This window comes from Chelativorans petroleitrophicus (assembly GCF_025398195.1).
GTDB lineage: Bacteria > Pseudomonadota > Alphaproteobacteria > Rhizobiales > Rhizobiaceae > Chelativorans > Chelativorans petroleitrophicus.
On record NZ_JAODNV010000028.1, the window covers coordinates 1 to 23,623 of the forward strand.

Below are 23,623 nucleotides of genomic sequence, written 5' to 3' on the forward strand. Positions count from 1 at the left end.
GGGTGGACGACTTTTACGCCGCCCGCAGCAGCTCCATGCCGCCGCTTCCGTGGACTAGTTTCTCACCGCCGTTCTCAGTCAAAGACGTGTAAGTCGTCAACGTATCAGCGTCTGATCAGGCATTGAGGCCAGCGGCCAGGGCACCGTGCTTCTAATGAACAAGCTCAAGCTAGGCATGAGCCTCGGGTCGGCCTGATATTCTCCCAAGCTACTCACTTCTGCTGCCACTCTGGTGCGCTCGGCCTCGCTATTCGCCAATGCAGACCCGTAAGGTCCCACTCGGATGACGTCACGCAATGACCGACGTTGCCGCCTACGCTGGCCCCTTCCTCACTGTACTTGCCGCTTCGGCCATCCTCCCGATGTAGTCGGAAGCAGTGCTGGTGGGCCTGCTGCTCGCGGACTACCCGCCGGGGCCGCTGCTGGCGGCAGTGAGTATTGGGAATGTGCTCAGGTCGGTGATCAAACCGCTGCCGGGCGAGGCATCGAGAGGTTCCGGATGCACGGGCCCGTCGCAGGCCCACTCAGTACCTGCCTGTCGGCCACCGCATACGCAGCCTAGGTCTCTGCTCTCGACACAATGGGCGTTCGTTTCATCCAATCCTGCAAGATCTGCTCGCTCCAGTGGGAGCCTGTCTTACCTTCCCCTCGGGTGGTAATCTCAGGAGAGCGCGACATTCAATTGTCAGCGCAAAGGAGGAAAAGCTTTGCCCCCATTCTGCGCGTTGACGCGCCGACAGCTTCTCACAGCCGCTCCTGCTGCAGCGGCTGCCAGCATTGCTGGGCCCGTCCAAGCCGCAACCAGAGGAATCAAATTTGGCCTCACCCCTGTTTTCCTGAGCAACGATCTCGAGCTGCTGGATCAGCTAAGGACCTTTCTCGCCCGGCGAACCGGCTTGGAAGTCGTGCTCGTTCAGCGGCGCACCTATGAAGAGATCACGTCACTGCTGATCTCCGGCCAGCTCACGGCCGCCTGGATCTGCGGATATCCGTTCGTGAGTTATCGCGAGGAGCTAGCCCTTGTGGCGGTTCCAGTTTGGCGGGGACAGCCGCTTTATCGATCGTATCTCATCGTCGATGCCGACCGTCACGCCTCCAGCCTGGATGATCTCAAGGGCGATGTTCACGCGTTCTCAGACCCGAACAGTAATTCTGGGTACCTCGTAACTCGCGCCGCGCTCGCGAAACGGCAATGGCGGCCGGAGGAATTCTTCCGGCACTCGTTCTTCACCTACGGTCACCGCAACGTGGTCAGAGCCGTGGCTTCGGGGCTGGCGCAGAGCGGAAGCGTTGATGGCTACGTATGGGAGGTGATCTCCGAGATCGAGCCGGAGCTGACCGGGCGTACCCGGGTGCTCGAGAGATCGGAGCTGCTCGGGTTTCCGCCTGTGGCCTGTCCTCGCCGATCCCAGGACACGCCGGAGACACTGGCTCTCAAGCGTGCGCTGTTGGACATGAACAGCGATCCGTTGGGTACGGAGGTTCTGAAGGAGCTGCGGCTCGACGGGTTCAGTGATGCCAAGCCATCGGTGTTCGATGGCATCGCAGCGAAGCTCGCCTTAGTACGGAGCCTCGGCTGATGGGCGTTCGACGGCCAAAGTTCACGAGGCTCAATCCTCTGCAGTGGCCCCTGGCGCTACGTGTGCCGGTGCTCGCTGCGTTGATGATGGTGACGGTGAGTGCTGTCGTCACCGATCGCGTGCTGACCAGACTGATCGACACGCAGAACAGACACCTCACTGAGCTCTCCGACGCCTACCTCGACGGGATCTCATCCGCCGTCATTCCGCATGTACTGCGTGAGGACATCTGGGAGGTCTACGATGCGCTAGACCGCGCAGCGCAGCGCTACGAGGGTCTGGATATCGCTTGGACGACTGTCACCGATCCTGTCGGACGCGTCATCGCATCGAGCCAACCGCGAGCCTTCCCGCTGCAGACCGAACTTCCGGATCCGGTTCGCTCCAGACTCAACGGAGCTTCAGATAGCGCCACCTATGAGGACCATGGCGTTTTCCACGTAAAGCGCGAGCTCGTCCATCAGCACAGGGTTGTCGGTGCGATTTACGCCGAGATGCGCATCGGGACTCTAATCGAAGAACGGCGGGAGGTCCTGGCAACACTGATTGCCTCGAACACGACGCTCACACTGCTGTTCGCCATCATCGGCTACATCACGGTCCGCCGCATGATGCGCCCCATTCGCGTACTGTCAGAGAGCATGCGATCCGGCGCGGCAGGTAGCGTTACGCCCGTTCCGGTCGAGCTCATCGGCCGGCCGGAAAGCGAATTCGGTCAGCTTTTCCGCCGTTACAATTCGCTTGTCCAAGCCGTGGCCGAGCGCGAACGACTGCTAAAAAGTCTGGCCGAGGAGGAGCGACTTGCCGCTCTAGGACGACTGGCTTCCGGAATGGCCCATGAAATCAATAATCCCATCGGCGGGATGCTGAATGCCGTTGATTCCCTCAAACGCCACGGTGATCGCGCCGCGGTACGAGAGACTTCGATTCGGCTTATCGAAAAAGGCCTCCTCGGCATCCGGGACATTGTTCGATCTAGCCTCGCGACCTATCGGCATCGGCAGGACGAACGACCGTTAACGGCGACCGACGTCGATGACCTGGCCCTGCTATTGCAGCCAGAGATTAAGCGCAAAAACCTGCAGCTTGAGTGGCGCAATGCTATGGACCGGGAGATTTTTGTACCCGTTGGTGGAGTACGGGATGCGGCACTCAATCTGCTTCTCAACGCTTGTGCCGCAACAGAGCCCAATCGAACAGTGTCGTTTGAAGCTGCGGCGACGCAGGATGGAATCGAGCTTGAAGTTCGTGACCAGGGTCCTGGAATGCCACGCGCCATTCTGGACTACATCAACGCCCCACTTTCACAGCCAGCCCCAGTGGCTCCACGCAGCGGATTGGGGCTCTGGATGGTGAAGCGCTTTGCGTATGAAGTCGGGGGCCAGCTTGAAGCAACCACCCGCGCTTGCGGAGGCACGTCGGTCCGGTTGAAGATCCCCGAGCGGAAAAAGCCTTTCGCTAAGACACAGGAGCTCAGTCATGTCGCTTGAGGGCCGCGTAATAGGCCTCATTGAGGACGACCCCATCATGGGCGAAAGTCTCGTGCAGAGCCTCACGCTCGAAGGGGCCTATGTCGATTGGTGGCAATCCGGCTCTGAGGCGATCAGGGGTCTCAAGGCAACAAGTCCTGATCTTGTCGTGTGCGATATCCGCCTGCCCGATACTACAGGTGATCGGCTATTCAGCGAAATCGCACAAACGCGGAGCGCGCCGCCCTTCCTGTTCATGACGGCCTTTGGTGATATCGACGAGGCGGTCCGGCTTATGCGCGCCGGTGCTGGCGACTACGTCGCAAAGCCGTTCGATCTAGAGACGTTCATGGACCGAGCGCGAAGTCTGATCCGGGCATGGTCACAGGTGCGGCCCGAGGGAACGCTCGGCGCTTCCGAAGCCATGAAGCGCGTTGAGCAGATGCTGCGCCGCGTCGCACCGCTGACGAGCCCCGTCCTGCTCACCGGTGAGACAGGTGTGGGCAAAGAGGTGTGTGCGCGGTTTCTCCACGGCATCTCGCCGCGCGCCGATAGGCCAATAATTGCTGTCAATTGCGCAGCATTGCCTACGGATCTCATGGAAAGCGAGCTGTTCGGACACGAGCGAGGCGCTTTTACGGGAGCACACGCACAGCACAAGGGCTACGCCGAGCGCGCTGGCGGAGGCATGTTGTTTCTCGATGAAATCGCGGAGCTGCCGCTTCCACTACAGGCCAAGCTTCTGCGACTCATCGAAGAAAGGGCTTTCACGCGCGTGGGTGGGGAAAGGAAGATCCCATTCAAGGCGCGGCTTGTATGCGCGACAAACTGCGATCTACACGCGGCGGTGCGTGATGGGCGCTTCCGCCTCGATCTTCTGCATCGCATCAACACCGTTTCTATAGAGATTCCGGCGCTGCGCCAGCGACCGGAAGATATTCCGACCCTGATGGAGCTGTTCTTCGATCAATTCAGCGCAGAACTGAACTCCGATGTACGCGGGTTTGCATCGCTGACCATTGATGCTGCCCTGGAGCACTCATGGCCGGGAAACGTCCGGGAGCTGCGTAACAGAGTGGAGCGGGCCTTAGCATTGTCCTACGGGCAATGGATCATGCCGACCGACCTGTTCCCGGAGCAAGCAACAGGTCGCGACGGCGAAACTGTTGCGCCGCTGGCAACTCTCAGCGAAGCGCGCGAAGTCGCTGAAAGGCGTCAAATCCAGCGCGCCCTTCGGGAGTCCGCCGGTCGCGTGACGCGAGCGGCGGAACTCCTCGGCATATCACGGACGACACTCTGGGAAAAAATGCGTCGGTTGGGTATCGGGTCTGGCGACGAAGAGGAGTGATGTTCAGATTTCCGAACGTGGCAATCAATCGCGTTGGGATATCCGAACGGTTTACACGAGTCCGCTAACCGCAAGCTATTGAAACTTCACGCATTCTGCGCGCCACCAACATTGGCACATCGCTTGCGATGCTTTCCCTGTCTCTGAAGCGATAGGGAGAGCGATCCAATGAAAGGCTGCAACAAGCTGGTCGACGTCGGGCGTCGCCAGTTCCTGCGCGGCGGCGCCGTGGCGACAGTAGAGGCCGTCGCATCGGCGGTCGTTCCATCTACGAGCAAGGCAAAGCCGCTGCCGGCCCGCGTCCAGTATCCTTCGAACCGGCTGGCCAACATCAGCGAACTTGAAGTCAACGAGCCGCTGCACATCAGCTATCCCGACGAGGACAGCCCGGGTGTTCTCCTTAAGCTTGGCACTCCGGTCGACGGCGGCGTCGGCCCCGATCGCGACATCGTCGCCTTCTCGACTCTGTGCCCACACAAGGGCTTTCCGCTAGTTTACGTCGCTGAGGACAAGACGCTGAGCTGCCCTGGCCACTACTCGCTGTTCGACTGCGAGAAGGGCGGGCTCCAGATTATGGGCCAAGCGACGCAGAACCTGCCGCAGTTCGCACTCCGGGTCGATGACAAGGGCGACATCTACGCTGAAGGCGTGGACGAGCTCATCTATGGCCGCCTGTCGAACGTGCTCTGAGGGAGGAACTGATCCATGGCATTCAAGCGCCACATCGACCGTCTGCCGATCATTCCCGCAGACGCTAAGAAGCATACCGTGGTCTGCCATTATTGCATCGTGGGCTGCGGCTACCACGCCTACACGTGGCCCGTGAACAAGCAGGGCGGCACGGAGCCCAGCCAGAATGCGTTCGGCGTGGACCTATCAAAGCAGCAGCAGGCCGAGACCGAGGCGTGGTATGCGCCCTCGATGTACAATATCGTGCAGCAGGACGGAAAAGACGTTCACCTCGTCATCAAACCGGACAAGGGCTGCGTCGTGAACTCGGGGCTCGCTTCGGCACGCGGCGCCCGCATGGCGGAGATGAGCTACTCACGCGCCCGCGCAACCCAGCAGCAGCGCCTCACGCACCCGATGGTCTGGCGCTACGGCCAGATGCAACCGACCTCATGGGAGGATGCGCTCGATCTCGTCGCCCGTGTGACGGTCGCCGTCATAAAGGACCAAGGCGAGGACGGGCTATTCGTCTCTGCCTTCGATCACGGTGGCGCCGGCGGTGGCTACGAGAACACCTGGGGCACCGGCAAGCTCTACTTCGGCGCGATGAAGGTGAAGAATATCCGCATTCACAATCGCCCAGCCTACAATTCCGAGGTGCACGCCACCCGCGACATGGGAGTAGGTGAACTCAACAACTGCTACGAGGACGCGGAGCTCTGCGACACAATCGTGGCGGTGGGCTGCAATCCGCTGGAGACGCAGACCAACTACTTCCTCAACCACTGGATCCCGAACCTGCGCGGCACCAGCCTCGACAAGAAGCGCGAGCAGTTGCCCGACGAGGAGCATGCCTCAGGCAAGATCATCATTGTCGACCCACGGCGAACTGCGACGATCGCAGCTTGTGAGGCCGAGGCCGGCAAGGAGAACGTGCTGCACCTTCCGATCGAGCCCGGCACGGACATGGTGCTCTTCAATGCTTGGCTGACCTACATCGCTGAGAAGGGCTGGCAGGACAAGGATTTCATCGCTGCCTCTACCAAAGATTTCGACAAGGCCCTCGCCGCCAACAAGACGACGCTGGCGGAAGCAGCGAAAATCTGCGGCGTTCCAGAAGCCGACATTGAGAAGGCAGCGCAGTGGATCGCGGCGCCGAAGAACGGAAAGCGTCGCCGGACGATGTTCGCCTACGAGAAGGGGTTGATCTGGGGCAATGATAATTATCGCACCAACGCGTCCCTCGTGAACGTGGCGCTTGCCACCGGCAACATCGGCCGGCCGGGCGGCGGTTGCGTTCGTATGGGCGGCCACCAGGAAGGCTATGCGCGTCCTTCCGATGCCCACGTCGGACGTCCGGCAGCCTACGTCGACAAGCTACTGATAGAGGGCAAGGGCGGCGTGCACCACATCTGGGGCTGCGATCACTACAAGACCACGCTTAACGCTCACCAGTTCAAGCAGGTCTACAAGAAGCGCACCGACATGGTGAAGGATGCCATGAATGCGGTGCCGGCGGGCGACCGTGCTGCGCAAGTCGCTGCTATCGTCGAAGCCATCAAAGCAGGCGGCCTCTTCGCTGTCGACGTCGACATCGTGCCGACCAAGATTGGCGAGGCCTGCCACGTTTGGCTGCCTGCCGCCACATCGGGTGAGATGAATCTCACCTCTATGAACGGTGAAAGACGCATGCGCATCACCGAGCGCTACATGGACCCGCCGGGAGAAGCCATGCCAGACTGCCTCATCGCTGCCCGCATCGCCAACCACATGGAACGTGTTCTGCGCGAAATCGGCGATGACAAATATGCCGATCAGTTCAAGGGCTTCGAATGGAAAACGGAAGAAGACGCCTTCATGGACGGCTACCACAAGGTTGCCAAAGGCGGTGAGCACGTCACCTACGAGCGGCTGCGCGCCATGGGCACCAACGGTTTTCAGGAACCTGCAGTTGGGTTTGAGGGCGGCAAGATCGTCGGTACGAAGCGCCTCTATGCCGATGGCAAGTTCGACACCAAGGATGGCAAAGCGAGCTTCATGGAGGCCAAGTGGCGTGGCTTGCAGGCTCCCGGCAAGAAGGAGCAGAAGGCAAAATTCAAATACCTCATCAACAATGGTCGCACGAACCTCGTCTGGCAGAACGCTTACCTCGACCAGGACAACGAATTCGTGATGGATCGCTTCCCTTACCCGTTCATCGAAATGAACCCGGAGGACATGAAAGAGCTCGGTGTCGGACAGGGGGATCTGGTCGAGATCTATAACGATGACGGTTCCACGCAGGCGATGGTCTACCCAGCGCCGAGCGCCAAGAAGGGCCAGACTTTCATGCTGTTCGCCTATCCGACGGGTGTGCAGGGCAATGTCGTAAACGCCGGTACCAACGAGCTCATTCTGCCGAACTACAAGCAGACCTGGGCTGACATCCGACCTCTATCTAAGGCACCGGACAGTGTGAAGCACCTGAGTTTCAAATCGCCGCACTATAAGGTGGGTTGAGGAGTACGCATCGTTCTTAGTCGGAGGCACAACCCAAGGCGGGTTGGGCCTCTGACTGCACTGCGGGGGAATCGATGATGCATTCGTCGGCATGCATGTCACCGCTGGCCGCCGTTCACTACGAGCGGGGCGACGATATCGACCAGTTTCTCGTGACCGCCTGCAAAAGGCTGGCCGCCTCTGGGGTGCGACTTGGAGGCTTGCTGCAGGTTTCCAGAGGCGAGCGCGGCGGCAACTGCGCGGCTAGCGTCCATGTCGTAGACCTAAGAACGGGTCGAACGTTCGACATTTGGCAGGACCGCGGAGCGTGTGCCCGCGGATGCCGGCTGGATGAAGGGGGATTGGCCCAATCCGAGATCGCCATTCGACAGGCGATCGCCGATCGCGTCGACCTTCTCGTAATCAATCGCTTCGGTCGCGCCGAAAGTCTCGGCCGCGGGTTACGAGAATGCTTTGAAGCCGCACTATTAGCTGGCATCCCAGCGCTCACGGCCGTGCGCCCACCCTATGATGTCGCGTGGGCAGCCTTCCATGGTGGCCTTGCTACTGATCTCACGTGCAATTTCGCAGAGGTCTTGACCTGGGCTTCGCGTCTTCATGCGGGGAGTGCGCGAGAATTACGTCGTAACGATATTCAGCGCTCATTTGACGGATTTCCAACTACGCGGCGCCCGTCGGCGTCGATTAGAAGCGTGCCATCCTCCTTGTAGAATGGTCCAGGCGGTAGACGATTCAATAGATCGAGTACTGTCTCACTCGGCCGGCACAGGCGGACACCATTCACTGTGCAGACGATGGGGCGGTTCACGAGCACCGGATGCTCGACCATAGCGTTCAACAGTGTCTCATCCTCGACTGTAGGTTCGAGTAGTCCCATTTCGCGGGCCGGTGATTTTGTTTCGCGCAATGCAGCGCGTGGCGTTAGGCCGGCAGCAGCAAAAAGTCCAAAAAGCTGAGATTTGGTCCATCCAGTCTTAAGATATTCGATTACCGTGGGCCGATATCCAGCCGCTTCGATGATCGCGAGTACGTTGCGCGAGGTTCCACAATCGGGATTGTGGTAAATTACAACGTCCATCGTTTCAGCCATTGACAGAGTCCGTCAGCTCGTTGGCCGAAACCCGCGCAATGTCGGCGCGGCGCTGAACAGCCGGACCTGCCTCGTACCAGCCCTTGGTGGCATTGACGATCCTCACGACCGACAGCATGACGGGCACCTCGATGAGCACGCCCACAACGGTGGCAAGCGCTGCTCCGGAAGAAAAGCCGAACAAGCTGATAGCAGCCGCGACGGCGAGCTCGAAGAAGTTGCTGGCGCCTATGAGAGCCGATGGCGCAGCTACACAGTGGGCCTCTCCCGTGATCCGGTTCAGCAGATAGGCCAGTCCCGAATTGAAATAGACCTGGATCAGGATCGGCACTGCCAATATGGCGATGATAAGTGGCTGGGCGATGATTTGCTCACCCTGGAAGCCGAACAGCAGCACCAGCGTTGTCAGTAGAGCAATTAGAGAGAGTGGCTGGAGCTTGCCAAGCAGCGCCGCCAACGCCGGTTGACCACCACCCGACAGCACACCGCGCCTTACTACCTGCGCAATAATGACCGGCACGATGATATAGAGGGCCACGGACAGCAGCAACGTTTCCCATGGAACCGTGATGGCGGAGAGCCCAAGCAATAGGCCGACGATGGGTGCGAACGCGACCACCATGATCACGTCGTTCAGGGCAACTTGGCTCAACGTGAAGTGCGGCTCGCCATCCGACAGGTTGCTCCACACGAATACCATGGCGGTGCAGGGGGCCGCCGCCAGCAGGATCAGGCCGGCGATATAACTGCTGATCTGATCGGCTGGCAGGTAGGGCGCGAACACGTAGCCAATGAAGAGCCACCCCAGCGCCGCCATAGAGAACGGCTTCACCGCCCAATTGATGAACAGCGTCACGCCGATGCCCCGCCAATACTCCTTCACCTGGCCCAACGCGGAGAAATCGATCTTCACCAGCATCGGGATGATCATAAGCCAGATGAGAACAGCGACCGGGAGATTCACCTTGGCGATCTCAGCGCCACCGATGGCCTGGAAGACATCGGGGAAGGCATGCCCCAGCGCGACGCCGGCCACGATGCACAGCACGACCCATGCGGTCAGATAGCGTTCGAAGGTGGACATCGATAGCCTCGTCAGCTCTTCTTAGTTTGCGCCGATGGCAGCGCAGACTCGATGACAGCTTGCAAAAAGGACCTCAGTGGCACCAACGCGGTGGGATTGAGGGAGTAGCAAACCCGCGGACCTTCGATTTCGCCGGTGATGATGCCTGCGGCTTTCAAAATGCGCAGGTGTTCAGAGGTGGTCGATTGGGCAAGACCAACCCGATCTACAATATCGCAGCCGATACATGACTGCCTCTCATGAAGCAGCCGCACGATACCAATTCGGGCCGGGTGACCCAGCGCCTTGGCGAGCATCGCAAGATCAGCATCAATTCCTGGCAAGAGAGCGGGCGACTCTCGTTTGCGCACCTTTACCGCAGGCACGGGTCCCTCTTATCGTTATTCGACGATAGTCGATATATAGGGCTCGACGGGCTGCGTCAACATCTTTCGATGCGACCAATATCCGCCTGCCGCCGTCTATTTCGATAATTCTAGAAATACGGTTGACTCGTTGCAGCGAGCGAGCATACGATGTCCGTATGAACACAGATGACGCAGCCGCACACCTGGAAGCGTTGGGCAATCCCACTCGCCTCAAGATTTACCGCCTTCTCGTACGTGCGGGCGAAGAGGGGATGTCCGTCGGAAATCTGCAGGCAAAGCTCGAAATTGCCCCGTCAACGCTCTCCCATCACCTCAAGGCCCTAGTCTTGGTGGGGCTGGTCACGCAGGAGCGGCAGTCGACGACGCTCATCTGCCGAGCCAATTACGATGTGATGCACAGCTTGGTCGACTTTCTCGTTGCCGAATGCTGTGTCGACTCGGCGTGCCCGCCACATCAGCATCCAAAGCGAAGAGCCCGGTCCGCATCGATAGTCTGACAAGGAGCGCCGACAATGGAACAGCGCAGAGCGAAATCCGTGGCCATCATAGGAGCCGGCCCGGTGGGTCTTGCAGCGGCCGCGCACGCCTTGGAACGCGGGTTGAAGCCCATCGTGCTGGAAGCCGGGCCTCATGCGGGCGAGGCGGTACGCCAGTGGAGTCACGTCCGCATGTTCTCCCCGTGGGAATACAACGTGGACCGAGCGGCGCGGAAGTTGCTTGAAGACGCGGGGTGGAACGCACCGGAGCCGTCGCACTATCCCACCGGCGGCGAACTCGTTGCGCAGTACCTGGCGCCCTTAGCCGAGCGCACGGCGCTCCGGGATTACGTACATACGTCCAGCCGCGTCGTCGCGATCAGCCGCGCGGGTTTCGACAAGGTCAAAACCAAGGGTCGCGAAAGCGCGCCATTTTCAATCCGATACCGGAACGGCGCAGGTACGCTTTCGCTTGAAGCGGATAGCGTCATCGATGCATCCGGAACATGGTTCAATCCCAATCCTGCCGGCGCCAACGGGCTCACCGCGATTGGCGAGGACGAGGCGCAGAACGCCATCGCGTATGCGATGCCTGACGTCCTGGGCAAGGACCGATCGCGCTATGCCGGAAAACGTGTGGCGGTGCTCGGCGCCGGGCACTCGGCCATTGGCACGCTCATCGATCTCGTTCGCCTTTCCGAAAGCGCTCCGGGAACGCAACCGATCTGGCTTCTGCGCGGCAATAACCCGGAGAAAGCCTTTGGCGGTCGTGCCAACGACAAGCTTTCTGCTCGGGGTGAGCTAGGCGCCACCTTTGCCCGCCTGGTGAAGGACGGCAAGCTTGCAATGGAAGTCGGCTTCCAGGCAACGCACATCACGAAAACCGAAGCCGGTCTTCGGATCGGCACCGGATCAGCATGCTGCGACCGCCATGTCATTGTCGATGAGCTCGTGGTCGCGACGGGGTTCCGGCCCGATTTCTCGTTCGCACGCGAACTGCGCATCAGCCTTGATCCCGCCCTCGAATGCCCGCCAGCGCTGGCTCCACTGATCGACCCGAACGTACACAGCTGCGGCACCGTAAGGCCGCACGGCGCCCGTGAGCTGGCTCAGCCAGAACCGGGTTTCTACATCGCCGGCATGAAGTCGTACGGCCGCGCGCCAACCTTCCTCATGCTGACGGGCTATGAGCAGGTCCGTTCCATCGTCGCCGACATTGCCGGTGACCGCGAGGCTGCAGAGCGGGTCGAATTGGAGCTGCCGGATACTGGTGTGTGTTCCGGGTCATCTCTCGACCCAGGTAGTGCCGCCAGTTGTTGTGGCTCCACACCAGAACAAGCGACAAATGTGAGTTGCTGCGCGCCTGCTCGAACCGCCAACGCCCCTGCTTCCTGCTGTGGCTAGTTCAGAACAGCGGCAGCGATTGAGCCTTATCGCTGCGCTTGGGACCAGCCAGACCCTGGCCTGGGCCTCGAGCTACTACCTCGTCGCGATCGTGGCCGACCCGATCGCGCGAGACCTTTCGACGAGCACCACGGTAATATTCGCTGCGTTTTCCGCGGCTCTCATGATCTCCGCTCTTTTGGGTCCTCGCGTGGGGCGTACCATCGACGTCTTTGGTGGGCGGGAAGTCCTTGGCCTGTCGAACCTGTTGTTCGCCGCTGGATTACTCACATTGGCCGCTTCTCCCTCCCCATTTGTCATGTGGCTCGCCTGGCTAATCATCGGCGTGGCGATGGGTCTTGGACTGTACGATGCGGCGTTCGCCACACTGGGGCGCATCTACGGTGAGTCCGCCCGTTCAGCGATAACGGGGATCACTCTTATCGCAGGTTTCGCCAGCACTGTCGGCTGGCCACTGACGAGCTGGGGCGATGCGGCCGTCGGATGGCGCTACACTTGTGCGGCCTGGGCGGTGGCGCATCTTTGTCTTGGGCTACCGCTCAACCTCATCATTTTGCCTCGCCAGCGAGCGAGCGGCGGCCAAACCCATGGTGCAAACAATCCGCACGTGCCGATGGATCGTGCAATGTGGCTGCTCGGTTTCGCCTTCGCTGCGGGTTGGGTTGTTTCGACCGGAATGGCGGCGCATCTGCCACGTGTACTCGAAGCGGCTGGCGCAAGCACCAGGGAAGCTATTGCGGCCGCGGCCCTGGTCGGTCCGGCGCAAGTGGCTGCCCGGCTCTTGGAGGCACTCTTCATGAGCCGCTATCATCCACTCGTGTCGGCCCGTCTCTCTACCCTGGCCCATCCTGTGGGTGCGGGATTGCTTCTGGGTCTCGGTGGCTGGCTTGCAATGCCCTTCACGCTGCTGCATGGCGCGGGAAACGGCATACTTACGATCGCGAGGGGCACGGTGCCGCTCGCGGTGTTTGGCTCGGTGAATTACGGGTATCGCCTCGGGCTGCTCGGCGCACCGGCCCGCATTGCGCAAGCCGGCGCCCCTTTGGCATTCGGCGTCCTGATAGAGACCTACGGGTCCGGCGCATTGCTCTGGTCAAGCGCTATTTGCCTTTCGGCGTTACTGGCCTTTTGCGCAGTTCACGAGAAGCCAAGTCCCCCCGATGAAGCGCTGGGCTGAATGTTTCCGCGACGCCAATGTCGCCCGCTGCCCCCTCACCAACAACCCAATGGTGAAAGATCATGAGAGTTCGTGAGCTTCCTGACCCTGATTTCCTGCCCGCGCTCGACAGGCGCTATGCTCTTCCTCGCCCGGCGCTCGGATTGCCTCACGGCGGTATGGACCACCCACCCCGTATTCTGTTGCTCTATGGCTCGCTCCGACAGCGATCATACTCTCGTCTGGTCGTAGAAGAAGCGGCGCGCCTCGTACGCTACTATGGGGGCGAGCCGCGCATCTTCGATCCTTCCGATCTACCCCTCCCGGACCAGGTAAAGTCGGATGACCACCCTGCCGTGCATGAATTGCGCCAGCTTGCAATGTGGTCGGAAGGACAGATCTGGTGCAGCCCGGAGCGACATGGCCAGATCACGAGTGTCATGAAGGCGCAGATTGACCACCTGCCGCTCAACATGGGCGGCCTTCGGCCCACGCAGGGGCGGACACTGGCCGTCATGCAGGTTTGCGGCGGCTCGCAATCATTCAATGCGGTGAACACGCTCAGGCTCCTCGGGCGCTGGATGCGGATGTTCACCATTCCGAACCAGTCGAGCGTTCCCAAGGCATTCCAGGAGTTCGATGCCGCCGGCCGAATGCGGCCCTCAAGTTATTACGAGCGGATTGTCGATGTAGTCGAGGAACTGGTGCGCTTCACGGTTCTGGTACGGCCACATGTTGAAGTTCTGACCGACCGCTACTCCGAGCGAAAGGAAGCGGCTGGTAACCCCCGCGACGTCGCGAGCGACCTGTCCGCGATCGCCATTGCTCATCAGCGAAGGGCATAAAGCGGCGCACCAGTTCGTCTGCCTCAAACTGCCCGCGCGGCGATCGCGGTGCTACTGCCGCTAGTGACAGAGGTCTGGCACGTCTACGTTCTGATTTTTCGTGCTCGCCTATGACCTGGAAAGCGTCGTCAGTGCAATGTTGGCGGCGGCACTGCTTACCGTCGTCAACTTCCATGGCTTGTTGGTGGGGACGGTGATTGGCTTCCCATCGCAGGATCATACCTGTTCGCCGTGCTAACCATTCCCGGTTTATGGACATGCCCGGTAATTGACTGGAGGGCATATCCGTGACTGACACCTTGAAAGCAGAGATCGACACATCAAGGCTCCCACCACGCATCAAGCGCGCCGAAGCGTCTGCATACCTTAAGCAGCGCCACGGTCTCGAACGCACGCCCGGTACTCTTGCCAAACTTGCGTGCCTTGGTGGCGGGCCTGCCTTTCGTAAAGTAGGCGCGCGGTGTGTTCTCTACGACATCGAGGAACTCGATCGATGGGCTACAGAAATAATTGGGACGCCCCGCCGTTCGACCAGTGAAGCCACTGCGCAGACCTAGAGGTCGGGGCAACTCCAAAATGGAACGCCCCCGGCTCCAATTCTTGAAACCGGGGGTGGTTGAGGGGTGAGGTGTAGTTCGCAGCGTGGCGCTGCAATAATTACAGAATTCCTCGCCCGTCGCAAACTCACATATCTAAGCGAAAGGCGAAAAAAATGAATATCCACTTCAGTAGGGGTGAATTCCTCTCCGACGCCAACTCAGATGGTTTTTTGCACCTCATACGGCGTACTTATTGGTGTTTCGCGCCGCGTGGCTGGTGGACTGAGGAGAGCGGTAGTCACGTTGTCTTCGATCGGGCCTACCGCCCCATTTGCCGTGTGCGCGCGGGCCGGGTCGTGGAAATTGTCGAGCCAGACACCTGGATCGAGCACATTGCCGAGCACCTTCTCCACAAAGACACCCCGCGCTATTGTGCGGAGGCGCGCCGCATCGCGGCTGGGGTTATCGCCCGGCTGGGCATCCACGAGGAAATAAAACGGCGTCATAAGATTGGTCGTCTCCCGTTTGCCACGCCGCCAGTGGGGTGGCGTCCGCATCGGAAGAGCCGGTGACGACCGATGGACGTTGATCCACTCGACATACCGGTGCCTGGCCGTGGCGGGGCTGCTGGAGGTGCTCCTTGTCCTGCCAGATCTGCCCCAGCGCCAAGCTCGTCGCGGCCGGCCCCTGAAGCGCGCTCTGTGCTCGCTATACGGAGCGCGCCTGGGCCATTGGGCCGCGTAGGCCAAATCATGGGCGTGGACCGGTTTGACGTGGAGCTTGAGGCTTGGTTGGCCGATCGGCAGTGGTTCGTCAAGCGCAATCGGCTGTCCTACGAGCTGGAAATTCACGGCCCCAACGGCATCATCCCCATAACCGATGAACGGCTCGCGGAGATCCGCTTTACGGTGGCCTACGCCTCGAACAACAAAGAGCCGGCAAAGGACAAAATTGCCGATGCCGTGTCGCTCATCGGTGAGCGGCGAGCGTATCATCCGGTTTTGGATTACCTTGCCGGCCTGCGCTGGGACGGCGTTCACCGGCTTGACCATTGGCTGGTTGACTACTTCGGGGCGGAGGACACACCCTTGAATCGGGCGTTCGGACGGAAAATCTTGTGCGCAGCTGTCCGCCGCGTGATCCACCCCGGCTGCAAGTTCGACGCGATGCTAGTGCTGGAGGGCGCGCAGGATCTCGGAAAATCCTCCGGCATCCGCGCCCTGTGCCCCGACCAGGCCTGGTTCACAGACCAGCTTGAAATCGGTGCCGACCCTAAGATCACGATCGAAAGGACGGCCGGGGCATGGCTCGCTGAGATGCCCGAGCTCGATGGCCTGGGGCGACGCGACACCAATCGGGTGAAGTCCTTCATCTCGACCACACATGACAGGGCGCGGCTCGCATACGGCCGATTTGCGGTCACCCGACCGCGGCAATTCGTACTCTTCGGAACGACGAACGAAAGCCGCTACTTGAGCGATCTCACGGGCAATCGCCGATTCTGGATCGTTCGGGTTATCAAGGCTGATCCTACCGAAATCGCGGCCATCCGCGACCAGCTGTGGGCTGAAGCCGTGCAGGCGGAGCGTGCTGAAAATCTGTGGCTCGACGATCCCGAGCTGAAAGCTGCTGCAGCAGAGGTGGTGCGCGAAGCGTCGGACTTCGGACCATGGCTGGAACTGCTCGAAAGCCGCATCCCCGAGGGGGCCCTTAAGATCCCAGCCGTTGAGCTTTGGAAGCTGGTCGGGATCGATGGTGCAGAAAGCATCAACAAATTGACGAAGGCACATCACGCCCTTATGCGGGCCGCAATGGCGGGACTTGGTTTCGAACGGAGAGACGCAGGCCTTCGAGACGAAGCCGGCAGGAAGGTGAAGGCGTACCTTCGCGGCGATCCGCATCGCGCTCGTTGGTGGAGACCAGGTGATCCCATACATGAGGGACCGCCTGACGAACCGCAATCCTTATACGACTGGTGAAGTTATCTTCATCGCGAAACCCGGCAGGTGATCCTTGCCGGCTTTTTTTCATGCGACCAGTTCCGCGGGAACCTGTTTGTCGTGCTCGATGGCGGGACTGGAACAGGTTCTAAAGTTTCTGGCATCGGTTCGGCCTGAGCCGGTTCCAGGCTAGGTCGTTGATTCTGAGTCATTAGAACCAGTGGGACTGGTGGAACCGGTTATTTCTCTATAAGCGCTGGAACCGCCAATTTGTTGCGAAACTAGCAATGCATCCGGAAGCTTTTTGAAATTGGATCGGAACCGGTGCCAACAAGTTCCAGGTGGCAGCAGCACGGAAGATGAGGTGGAAAAATCGCGCTCCAATTTGACTATAGCGTTGTGATTTGCTCAACAATTCCGCCAATCCGCGATCGTCCCTGGAGTCAGAGAAACGCCGCTTGATCGCATCCTGGCGGCATACTCGACCTATCTACTGGGGCCCGGGAGAATGTGAGCACCACGCAGCTGTCGCGCCACCTTCTCGCCGTTGCACCTAGGGGATTGTGGAAGGAGGCCGGCAGTGGGAGCATGGGGCGAGAGTTCCGCCCGCCGCCGACGACAGCCGGGTCGGTATTCTGCAGGTTTGCCGGAAAGTTCACCAGAGCTGGATGGAGTTTCCGGGACCATCGTCCCGGCCAACCGTGCTGAGCTGCTCAGCGGCTGGCAGCGCTCCCGTTTAGTCGTCACCGGCTCGCTGTCGTTCGTGCTCATCCATTTGGAGGCAATACGTGACAACTGTCCGAGTGTAGACGTTGGTAAAAGTTGGTCGCCGTGAATCAGCAACATTGAACAAGCGCATGCTGACACCGAAACAAGCACGGTTCGTCGAGGAATATCTGATCGACATGAACGCTACTCGGGCAGCGATCCGTGCCGGCTACTCTGAAAAGACGGCAAATCAGCAAGGGCCGCGGCTCCTCGAACATGCCGAGATTGCCGCCGCAATTGACGCGGCAAAGGGTGCCCGCTCCGAGCGTGCGCGGATCGACGCCTTATGGGTGCTCCAGCGTCTAGTATTCGAGGCCGAAGCGGATCTTGCCGATCTCTTTGGTGACAATGGCGAACTCCTGCCGGTTGAAGCCTGGCCGCTGATCTGGCGGCAAGGGCTCGTGCAAGGTGTGGAGGTCTTGGAGCTGTTTGAGGGGTACGGTGCTGATCGCGTCCATATCGGCCGGCTGCGCAAAATCAAGCTCGACAGCCGCGTCAAGCGCATTGAGCTGATCGGCAAGCACATCGGCGTGAACGCGTTCCGGGAGAACGTGCATCACACCGGGCTCGATGCGCTGGGCGATCGGCTGGAACGAGCGCTTAAACGCAATCATTGAGCGCTCGCCAATCCGCTTGGCCATTCCGCCCCACAATGAGCGACCCGCGTTGAGGATGGACGTCCGACGCAGTGGCTGACGCTGGAATCGGAGCTCGATATTTCTGGCGCGAGACCGGAGGGAGCGAGAAGAATAAGTTCCCGTAAAGCCTGACGCCCCGAGGGTCCATCCGATGAGTGCTCAGACACGTTTGGTCTCGGAGTTGCCTAGGTTTGTCGAGAATCGCAAGAGCGGAAGTGGCGCTGCCGGATAGCGCCTGCGTGACTATATTCGCGAACAGCCGTAGAGCTTCGGCAACGCCATGCGCAAGAGAGCAGCGCCTATGATCGATACCGTCACGCCGCACCTGCTGCACAATGCTGTCGTCTGTGATTTTTCATGGAAAGAGGACCCTGTTTAAGGGGTAATTTTCGTCCAAACGGGACCCCTTAACGTGGGGTCATCAAAATGCCTCCGGATCGATCGGAGGCATTTGTTTTTGGATGTTGGTTGTGGAGACGATTGCAAAGATACGTCGACTGTCACTGGTTCAGGGGAAGTCGATCAAGGCGATTTGCCGCGAGCTCAAGGTATCGCGGAAGGTTGTTCGCAAGGTTCTGCGTTCAGGCGAGACGGAGTTCCGCTATGAGCGCAAGCATCAGCCCTATCCACGGATGGGTTCCTGGCAAGGAGAGCTTGGCCAGATGTTGTCTGCCAATGCCGCCAAGCCGCGACGTGAACGGCTGACTCTAATTCGGATCTTCGAGGAACTTCGTGAACTTGGTTACGAAGGTAGCTACAGTTCAGTATGGCGGCACGCACAAGCATGGGAACGGGACCGCGGCAGCTCAGCTGCCGAAGCCTATATTCCTTTGCGCTTTGCGCCAGGCGAAGCCTACCAATTTGATTGGAGTCACGAGGTCGTACTTCTTGACGGGGTGACAGTCACGGTGAAGGTCGCCCACATGCGGCTTTGCCATAGCCGGATGTTCTTCGTGCGAGCCTATCCGCGCGAGAGCCAGGAGATGGTCTTCGATGCGCATGACCGAGCGTTTGCTTTCTTTCGAGGGGCGTGCACGCGTGGCATCTACGATAATATGAAGACAGCGGTGGACGCGATCTTCATCGGCAGAGACCGGCGCTACAACCGCCGCTTTTTACAGATGTGCGGGCATTATCTTGTCGAGCCGGAAGCTTGCACGCCAGCAGCCGGTTGGGAGAAAGGGCAAGTAGAGAACCAGGTTGGCGTAGTGCGGGAGCGCTTCTTCACGCCGAGGCTGCGCTTCAAGACCCTTGATGATTTGAACGGTTGGCTGGCTGATAAATGCGTTGCCTATGCAAGGGCCCACCGGCATCCCGAGCAAGGTGAGCGCACGATTTGGGAGGTCTTTGAGGAAGAGCGAGCCAGCTTCATCCCCTATGCCGGACGCTTCGATGGCTTTCACTGCATTCCTGCCTCGGTATCGAAGACCTGCACCGTGCGCTTCGACAACAACAAATACTCCGTCATGTCGAACGCTGTCGGCCGACCCGTCGAGATCCATGCCTATGCCGACCGTGTCGTCATCCGTCAGGATGGCGCAGTCGTTGGCGAGCATGCCCGCTGCTTTGGCCGCGGCGAGGTCATCTATGATCCCTGGCACTATGTTCCGGTGCTGGCACGCAAGCCCGGTGGATTACGCAACGGAGCCCCATTCCATGGCTGGGTTCTGCCATCTGCCATGGAGAAGGTACGCCGCAAGCTCAAAGCTGTCGCTGATGGCGATCGGCAGATGGTGTCGATCCTTACCTGTGTCCTGACTGATGGGTTGAACGCTGTCGAGGCGGCTTGTCAGGAAGCTCTCGATCATGGCGTCTCATCAGCTGCAGTGATCCTCAACATCCTGGCCCGTAGCCGCGATCCTGCGCCGGACCCGATCCTTTCCATTCCACAGGCGCTGAAACTGGCTCATGAGCCGATCGCCGATTGCGCCCGCTATGACACTCTAAGAAGGATAAGCAGCCATGGAACGAACCGAGGTTCTGGACTTGATGGGGACGCTGAAGCTCTACGGAATGCGGTCAGCCTATGACGAAATTATGGGCGTTGCCATCAAGCGGCAGCATGAACCGCCCAGGATCGTCGGCGATCTCTTGCAGGCAGAGGTATCGGAGAAGCAGGCCCGATCCATAAAATACCAGCTCACTGTCGCCAAGCTGCCGTTGGCAAAAGATATCGATGACTTCGACTTCACCGGTACACCCGTCAACGAAAACCTGATCCGCGACCTTACGGGTGGCGCGTTCATCGCCGATCAGCGCAACGTCGTTATGGTCGGTGGAACCGGAACGGGAAAGTCTCATTTGGCCATCGCCATAGCTCGTGCGCTCATCCGCAACGGTGCGCGTGGTCGCTTCTTCAATGTCGTTGATCTGGTCAACAACCTCGAGATCGAGAGCCGCGCCGGTCGCCAGGGTCGTATCGCCGACCACCTGACCCGGCTCGACTTCGTCGTGCTCGATGAACTCGGCTATCTCCCCTTCGCTCAAGCTGGCGGGCAGTTGCTCTTCCATCTCGTCTCGAAGCTCTACGAGCGAACATCGGTTATCATCACGACGAACCTCGCCTTTGGCGAATGGCCAAGCGTCTTTGGCGATGCCAAAATGACAACTGCCCTTCTTGACCGTCTCACCCATCACTGCGAAATCATCGAGACTGGAAATGAGTCTTGGCGCTTCAAGAGCCGCTCTCAAAGCTAAAGCCGAAAAACAACTCAGTCGCACCCGATCAGGCTGTGCAACCCCGACCAGCTACGCCTGATCGGGTGCTCACTGCCGTGCCTCTATCACATTGAGGGGGTCCCTTTTGGAAGAAAAAACAGGGTCCCGATTCTGTGGTTATTGACAGTCGTCTCCATTCAGCTCGGAATCGAGGACTACAAGTCCGCCGACCCGCGCCGCACCATCAGTGCCGTCCGCAACTTCTATGCAGGCGTCCTGCTGCTCGGGAAGCAGTGCCTACTCGACCAGGCGCCCGATGCGGATCCGATGGAAGTGCTCGCCACCAGCTACTTGCCCGAGCCGAACGAGGCTGGCGGCGTCACGATCGTACCGAAGGGCTACCGGACAATCGACCTCGGCGAGTTGCGAGAGAGGTTCAAACAATTCGATTTGGAATGGCCCAAAGGAGACATTCGCGGTTTGCAACGACTGCGCAACGAGTTTGAGCACTTCCATTCGACCACGCAGGATACGACGATTCGCCAAGTCATCGCTTCGTGTTTTCCGCTGGTCGAAGGGTTCTGCGAGATCCTCGATCGGAGTCCGGCGCAACTGCTCGGAGCCGCCTGGGAGACAATGCTTGAAGAAGAAAGGTTCTTCAAGGCGCAGAAGGCTGCTTGCTACGCGACCCTCGCGCCGCTGCCGTGGCACGACGAACTCAGTGCTGACGTAAAGCTGAGCTGCCCCCACTGCGGATCGGCGCTGCTCTACCAGAGCGACGCCTCCAATGACGACCCGTCATCCATCGAGGGCAAGTGTCGCGCCTGCGATGGCGACGTTGCCGCGGAGCATTTCGTGCAAATCGTCGTCGAGGCGATACATGGCGGGGATGACTTCCTGGCCGCGAAGGACGGGGGCGAGCCGATCGTCAACGACTGCCCCGATTGCGGCCAGCCGGCCTATGTGCAGAGCGGTGACATCGATGTCTGCTACTTCTGTGGCGAACGGGCAGCGAGCGAATGTGCGCGATGCGGCAGTCCAATGTCGGTCAATGATGTTTCGGTGCACTCGCCACGCTTCTGCACCTATTATAAAAATTCTTTACGCCCTCGACTGGCTAAAGCTCGACAAGGAGGATCAGTCTTCCGTTCGGGCTTGGCTTGATGGCCAATATGGCGATCCGTTTGAAATCGCGCGCGGCCGCTTAACGTTAGGACCTGCCGACGTAGGCGACGGCCACCCACAGGCCAAGAATGTACTCGACCAGTTGAGCGACGGCGTACGCATCCTGGCGCAGCGGTTCGCCGGCATTCTTAGCCGTGCGCGAGAGCTTATCCGCTCGGAGAAGTTCCAGAACTGGCAGGTTGCGTTTCCGGGTGTTTGGACGCGATGGGAGAGCGCAGAACTGCACGGCGGGTTTGATGTTATCTTGGGCAATCCACCTTACGTCCGGCAAGAGTTGATCAAGGCATACAAATCACAACTCAAGCGCGCGTTTCCGGACAGCTACGATGGAAGCGCCGACCTCTATGTCTACTTTTTCGACCAGGATCTCCGCCTTCTGAAACCAGGGGGGCGGCTGTCGTATGTCGTAACCAACAAGTGGATGCGCGCTGGCTACGCGGAGGGCTTGCGCCAGCTTTTCGCGGACAAGGCCTGGATCGAGTTCGTTGCCGATTTCGGCCACGCAAAGAAGTTCTTCCCCGACGCAGACGTCTTCCCGTCCGTGATTGTTGTACGCAAGCCGTCCGGAGAGGACGCGCCGGAAGACACTCAGGTCTGCGTCATTCCGCGCGACGATGTCCCTGAAAAGGCGCTCGATGAAGCCGTGAGCAAGGCCACCTATCCGTTGCCTCGTGCGCACTTCACCAAGGTGAGCTGGGTGCTTGAACCTCCCGTTGTTGCCTCTTTGATGCGCAAGATTCGCGGCAGCGGCATTCCCCTAGCGGAATTCGCAGGAGCGAAGCCATATCGCGGCATCTTAACAGGCCTCAACGAGGCATTTCTTATCAACAGTGAACTGCCCCGGTATTGTCGGAGGCCGTTTCGTTTGAGTCATGCTGCGAGTGCCGGTTCCTCCAGGCCGGCGTGGTAATTGGCTTCGGCTTCCGCCGGCGGGATGTTACCGATCGGCGCGAGCAGGCGGCGGTTGTTGAACCAGTCGACCCATTCGAGGGTCGCGTACTCGACGGCTTCCAGCGACCGCCACGGCCCGCGCCTATGGATCACCTCGGCTTTGTAGAGCCCGTTGATCGTCTCGGCGAGCGCGTTGTCGTAACTGTCGCCGACGCTGCCGACAGATGGCACGAGACCGGCCTCGGCGAGCCGCTCGGTGTACTTGATCGACAGGTACTGCACGCCGCGGTCGGAGTGGTGGACGAGGCCGCTGCCCGAGAGGGGCCTACGATCGTGCAGGGCCTGCTCCAGTGCGTCGAGCACGAAGCCCGCGTGCGCCGACCGGCTGACGCGCCAGCCGACGATGCGCCGGGCGTAGGCGTCGATCACGAAGGCCACGTAGACGAACCCGGACCAGGTGGCGAGTGGAGTAAGAAGCGCTGCTGCGCTTCTCCTCCCCGAACCGTACGTGCACCTTTCAGCGCATACGGCTCTCTATTCAATCTTGGCCCATGGCCATGGCAACGTCATGATAATTTGAGGTGACGGTGCTGCGAGGTTCGCTCCGGAAGATATATGGATTGCTCTCCGGATTCCGCCACCGGAACTGCGCCTTTGGGCTGGTTACCATTCGGCGCAGCGCCTTGCCGACACGGTTTCCACGTTCACTTCGTCCATAGACAAGCCAAGTTTTTGCCTTGCCCGCCTCTGGCGCTCGATACCAGCTCCGCATCAAGGGTTTGATGCGTGACCGATATTTTCGCGCCAGCCAGTGCGCCAGTTTCCAGAACACGACAGTGTCGATGCGCCGGAAGCAACGCGCTGTGAAGTCGGTGAACTTGTAGAAGGCCGCCCATCCCGCCAGTTGGCGGTTCAGGCGGTCTACCATGTCGACCTTGCCGACATCATGATTGCCGGAAAGGGTCTCGGTCAGTTTGCGAACAAACGCCTTGGCCTTTTCCTTGGGTATCGTCGTG

General features: G+C 59.8%; 21 protein-coding genes and 2 pseudogenes. 17 read left to right on the top strand and 6 right to left on the bottom strand.

Annotated elements, in window-relative coordinates; all coding sequences use genetic code 11:
- Positions 1-725: 725 nt before the first annotated feature.
- The 6 genes from NYR54_RS18080 to NYR54_RS19385 all read left to right on the top strand — a co-directional run bounded on the left by NYR54_RS18080 (position 726) and on the right by NYR54_RS19385 (position 8,275).
- Positions 726-1,580 carry a substrate-binding domain-containing protein gene (locus NYR54_RS18080; RefSeq protein WP_423738642.1) on the top strand — a complete coding sequence of 285 codons (855 nt, stop codon included), beginning with the start codon at positions 726-728 and terminating at the stop codon, positions 1,578-1,580.
- A complete protein-coding gene (locus tag NYR54_RS18085; protein WP_261517124.1) occupies positions 1,580-3,070 on the top strand; it encodes a sensor histidine kinase in 1,491 nt (496 codons plus the stop codon). The genes NYR54_RS18080 and NYR54_RS18085 overlap by 1 nt, the downstream gene beginning before the upstream one ends.
- Positions 3,060-4,397, top strand: a complete 1,338-nt coding sequence (locus NYR54_RS18090; RefSeq protein WP_261517125.1) for a sigma-54-dependent transcriptional regulator — start codon at positions 3,060-3,062, stop codon at positions 4,395-4,397. The genes NYR54_RS18085 and NYR54_RS18090 overlap by 11 nt, the downstream gene beginning before the upstream one ends.
- Before the next feature lie 168 nt (positions 4,398-4,565).
- Entirely contained in the window at positions 4,566-5,087 is a 522-nt protein-coding gene (locus NYR54_RS18095; protein WP_261517126.1) for an arsenate reductase (azurin) small subunit, read from the top strand.
- Positions 5,088-5,102: 15 nt separating this feature from the next.
- Entirely contained in the window at positions 5,103-7,565 is a 2,463-nt protein-coding gene (locus tag NYR54_RS18100; protein ID WP_261517127.1) for an arsenate reductase (azurin) large subunit, read from the top strand.
- 95 nt (positions 7,566-7,660) lie between these two features.
- Positions 7,661-8,275, top strand: a complete 615-nt coding sequence (locus tag NYR54_RS19385; RefSeq protein WP_423738643.1) for a DUF2478 domain-containing protein — start codon at positions 7,661-7,663, stop codon at positions 8,273-8,275.
- On the opposite strand, the gene arsC is transcribed toward NYR54_RS19385, so the two are convergent.
- From arsC to NYR54_RS18120, 3 genes are read right to left on the bottom strand one after another with little or no spacing between them, the layout of a single operon-like run.
- Complete coding sequence (arsC, locus tag NYR54_RS18110; protein WP_261517143.1) at positions 8,200-8,643, bottom strand: arsenate reductase (glutaredoxin); 444 nt, start codon at positions 8,641-8,643, stop codon at positions 8,200-8,202. The genes NYR54_RS19385 and arsC overlap by 76 nt on opposite strands.
- Before the next feature lie 4 nt (positions 8,644-8,647).
- Positions 8,648-9,739 carry an ACR3 family arsenite efflux transporter gene (gene arsB, locus NYR54_RS18115; RefSeq protein ID WP_261517129.1) on the bottom strand — a complete coding sequence of 364 codons (1,092 nt, stop codon included), beginning with the start codon at positions 9,737-9,739 and terminating at the stop codon, positions 8,648-8,650.
- 11 nt (positions 9,740-9,750) lie between these two features.
- Positions 9,751-10,104 carry an ArsR/SmtB family transcription factor gene (locus NYR54_RS18120; RefSeq protein ID WP_261517130.1) on the bottom strand — a complete coding sequence of 118 codons (354 nt, stop codon included), beginning with the start codon at positions 10,102-10,104 and terminating at the stop codon, positions 9,751-9,753.
- A gap of 158 nt (positions 10,105-10,262) precedes the next feature.
- On the opposite strand from NYR54_RS18120, the gene NYR54_RS18125 reads away from it, so the two are divergent.
- From NYR54_RS18125 to NYR54_RS18145, 5 genes and pseudogenes are all read left to right on the top strand, one after another.
- Positions 10,263-10,604: an ArsR/SmtB family transcription factor gene (locus NYR54_RS18125; RefSeq protein ID WP_261517131.1), complete on the top strand. Its 342-nt coding sequence runs from the start codon at positions 10,263-10,265 to the stop codon at positions 10,602-10,604.
- Positions 10,605-10,619: 15 nt separating this feature from the next.
- Complete coding sequence (locus tag NYR54_RS18130; RefSeq protein WP_261517132.1) at positions 10,620-11,987, top strand: NAD(P)-binding domain-containing protein; 1,368 nt, start codon at positions 10,620-10,622, stop codon at positions 11,985-11,987.
- A gap of 19 nt (positions 11,988-12,006) precedes the next feature.
- Positions 12,007-13,164 carry an MFS transporter gene (locus tag NYR54_RS18135; RefSeq protein WP_261517133.1) on the top strand — a complete coding sequence of 386 codons (1,158 nt, stop codon included), beginning with the start codon at positions 12,007-12,009 and terminating at the stop codon, positions 13,162-13,164.
- A 62-nt stretch (positions 13,165-13,226) separates the two neighbouring features.
- Complete coding sequence (gene arsH / locus NYR54_RS18140) at positions 13,227-13,988, top strand: arsenical resistance protein ArsH (RefSeq protein WP_261517134.1); 762 nt, start codon at positions 13,227-13,229, stop codon at positions 13,986-13,988.
- 33 nt (positions 13,989-14,021) lie between these two features.
- Positions 14,022-14,193 (top strand): annotated as a pseudogene (locus NYR54_RS18145) (MFS transporter); the annotation flags it as partial.
- Between the two features lie 552 nt (positions 14,194-14,745).
- Here NYR54_RS18145 and NYR54_RS18150 read toward each other — a convergent pair.
- Complete coding sequence (locus NYR54_RS18150) at positions 14,746-15,033, bottom strand: hypothetical protein (RefSeq protein WP_261517135.1); 288 nt, start codon at positions 15,031-15,033, stop codon at positions 14,746-14,748.
- A 246-nt stretch (positions 15,034-15,279) separates the two neighbouring features.
- Here NYR54_RS18150 and NYR54_RS18155 point away from each other — a divergent pair, with 246 nt between their 5' ends.
- The 6 genes from NYR54_RS18155 to NYR54_RS18180 all read left to right on the top strand — a co-directional run bounded on the left by NYR54_RS18155 (position 15,280) and on the right by NYR54_RS18180 (position 22,626).
- Positions 15,280-16,506: a virulence-associated E family protein gene (locus tag NYR54_RS18155; protein ID WP_261517136.1), complete on the top strand. Its 1,227-nt coding sequence runs from the start codon at positions 15,280-15,282 to the stop codon at positions 16,504-16,506.
- An 818-nt stretch (positions 16,507-17,324) separates the two neighbouring features.
- Positions 17,325-17,852, top strand: a complete 528-nt coding sequence (locus NYR54_RS18160; protein WP_261517137.1) for a terminase small subunit — start codon at positions 17,325-17,327, stop codon at positions 17,850-17,852.
- A gap of 482 nt (positions 17,853-18,334) precedes the next feature.
- Positions 18,335-19,903, top strand: a complete 1,569-nt coding sequence (istA, locus tag NYR54_RS18165) for an IS21 family transposase (protein ID WP_261517138.1) — start codon at positions 18,335-18,337, stop codon at positions 19,901-19,903.
- Positions 19,836-20,570, top strand: coding sequence for an IS21-like element helper ATPase IstB (istB, locus tag NYR54_RS18170; RefSeq protein ID WP_261517139.1), 735 nt, complete (start codon positions 19,836-19,838; stop codon positions 20,568-20,570). The genes istA and istB overlap by 68 nt, the downstream gene beginning before the upstream one ends.
- Positions 20,571-20,711: 141 nt before the next feature.
- Entirely contained in the window at positions 20,712-21,695 is a 984-nt protein-coding gene (locus NYR54_RS18175) for a hypothetical protein (RefSeq protein ID WP_261517140.1), read from the top strand.
- 103 nt (positions 21,696-21,798) lie between these two features.
- The gene (locus NYR54_RS18180) at positions 21,799-22,626 is read left to right on the top strand and encodes an Eco57I restriction-modification methylase domain-containing protein (RefSeq protein WP_261517141.1); all 828 of its coding nucleotides are present in this window, start codon (positions 21,799-21,801) and stop codon (positions 22,624-22,626) included.
- On the opposite strand, the pseudogene NYR54_RS18185 reads toward NYR54_RS18180, so the two are convergent.
- Positions 22,587-23,078: pseudogene (locus NYR54_RS18185) on the bottom strand (IS3 family transposase); the annotation flags it as partial. The gene NYR54_RS18180 and the pseudogene NYR54_RS18185 overlap by 40 nt on opposite strands.
- Before the next feature lie 67 nt (positions 23,079-23,145).
- On the bottom strand, positions 23,146-23,623 hold a 478-nt coding region (locus NYR54_RS18190; protein ID WP_279327592.1), incomplete at its 5' end, for a group II intron maturase-specific domain-containing protein.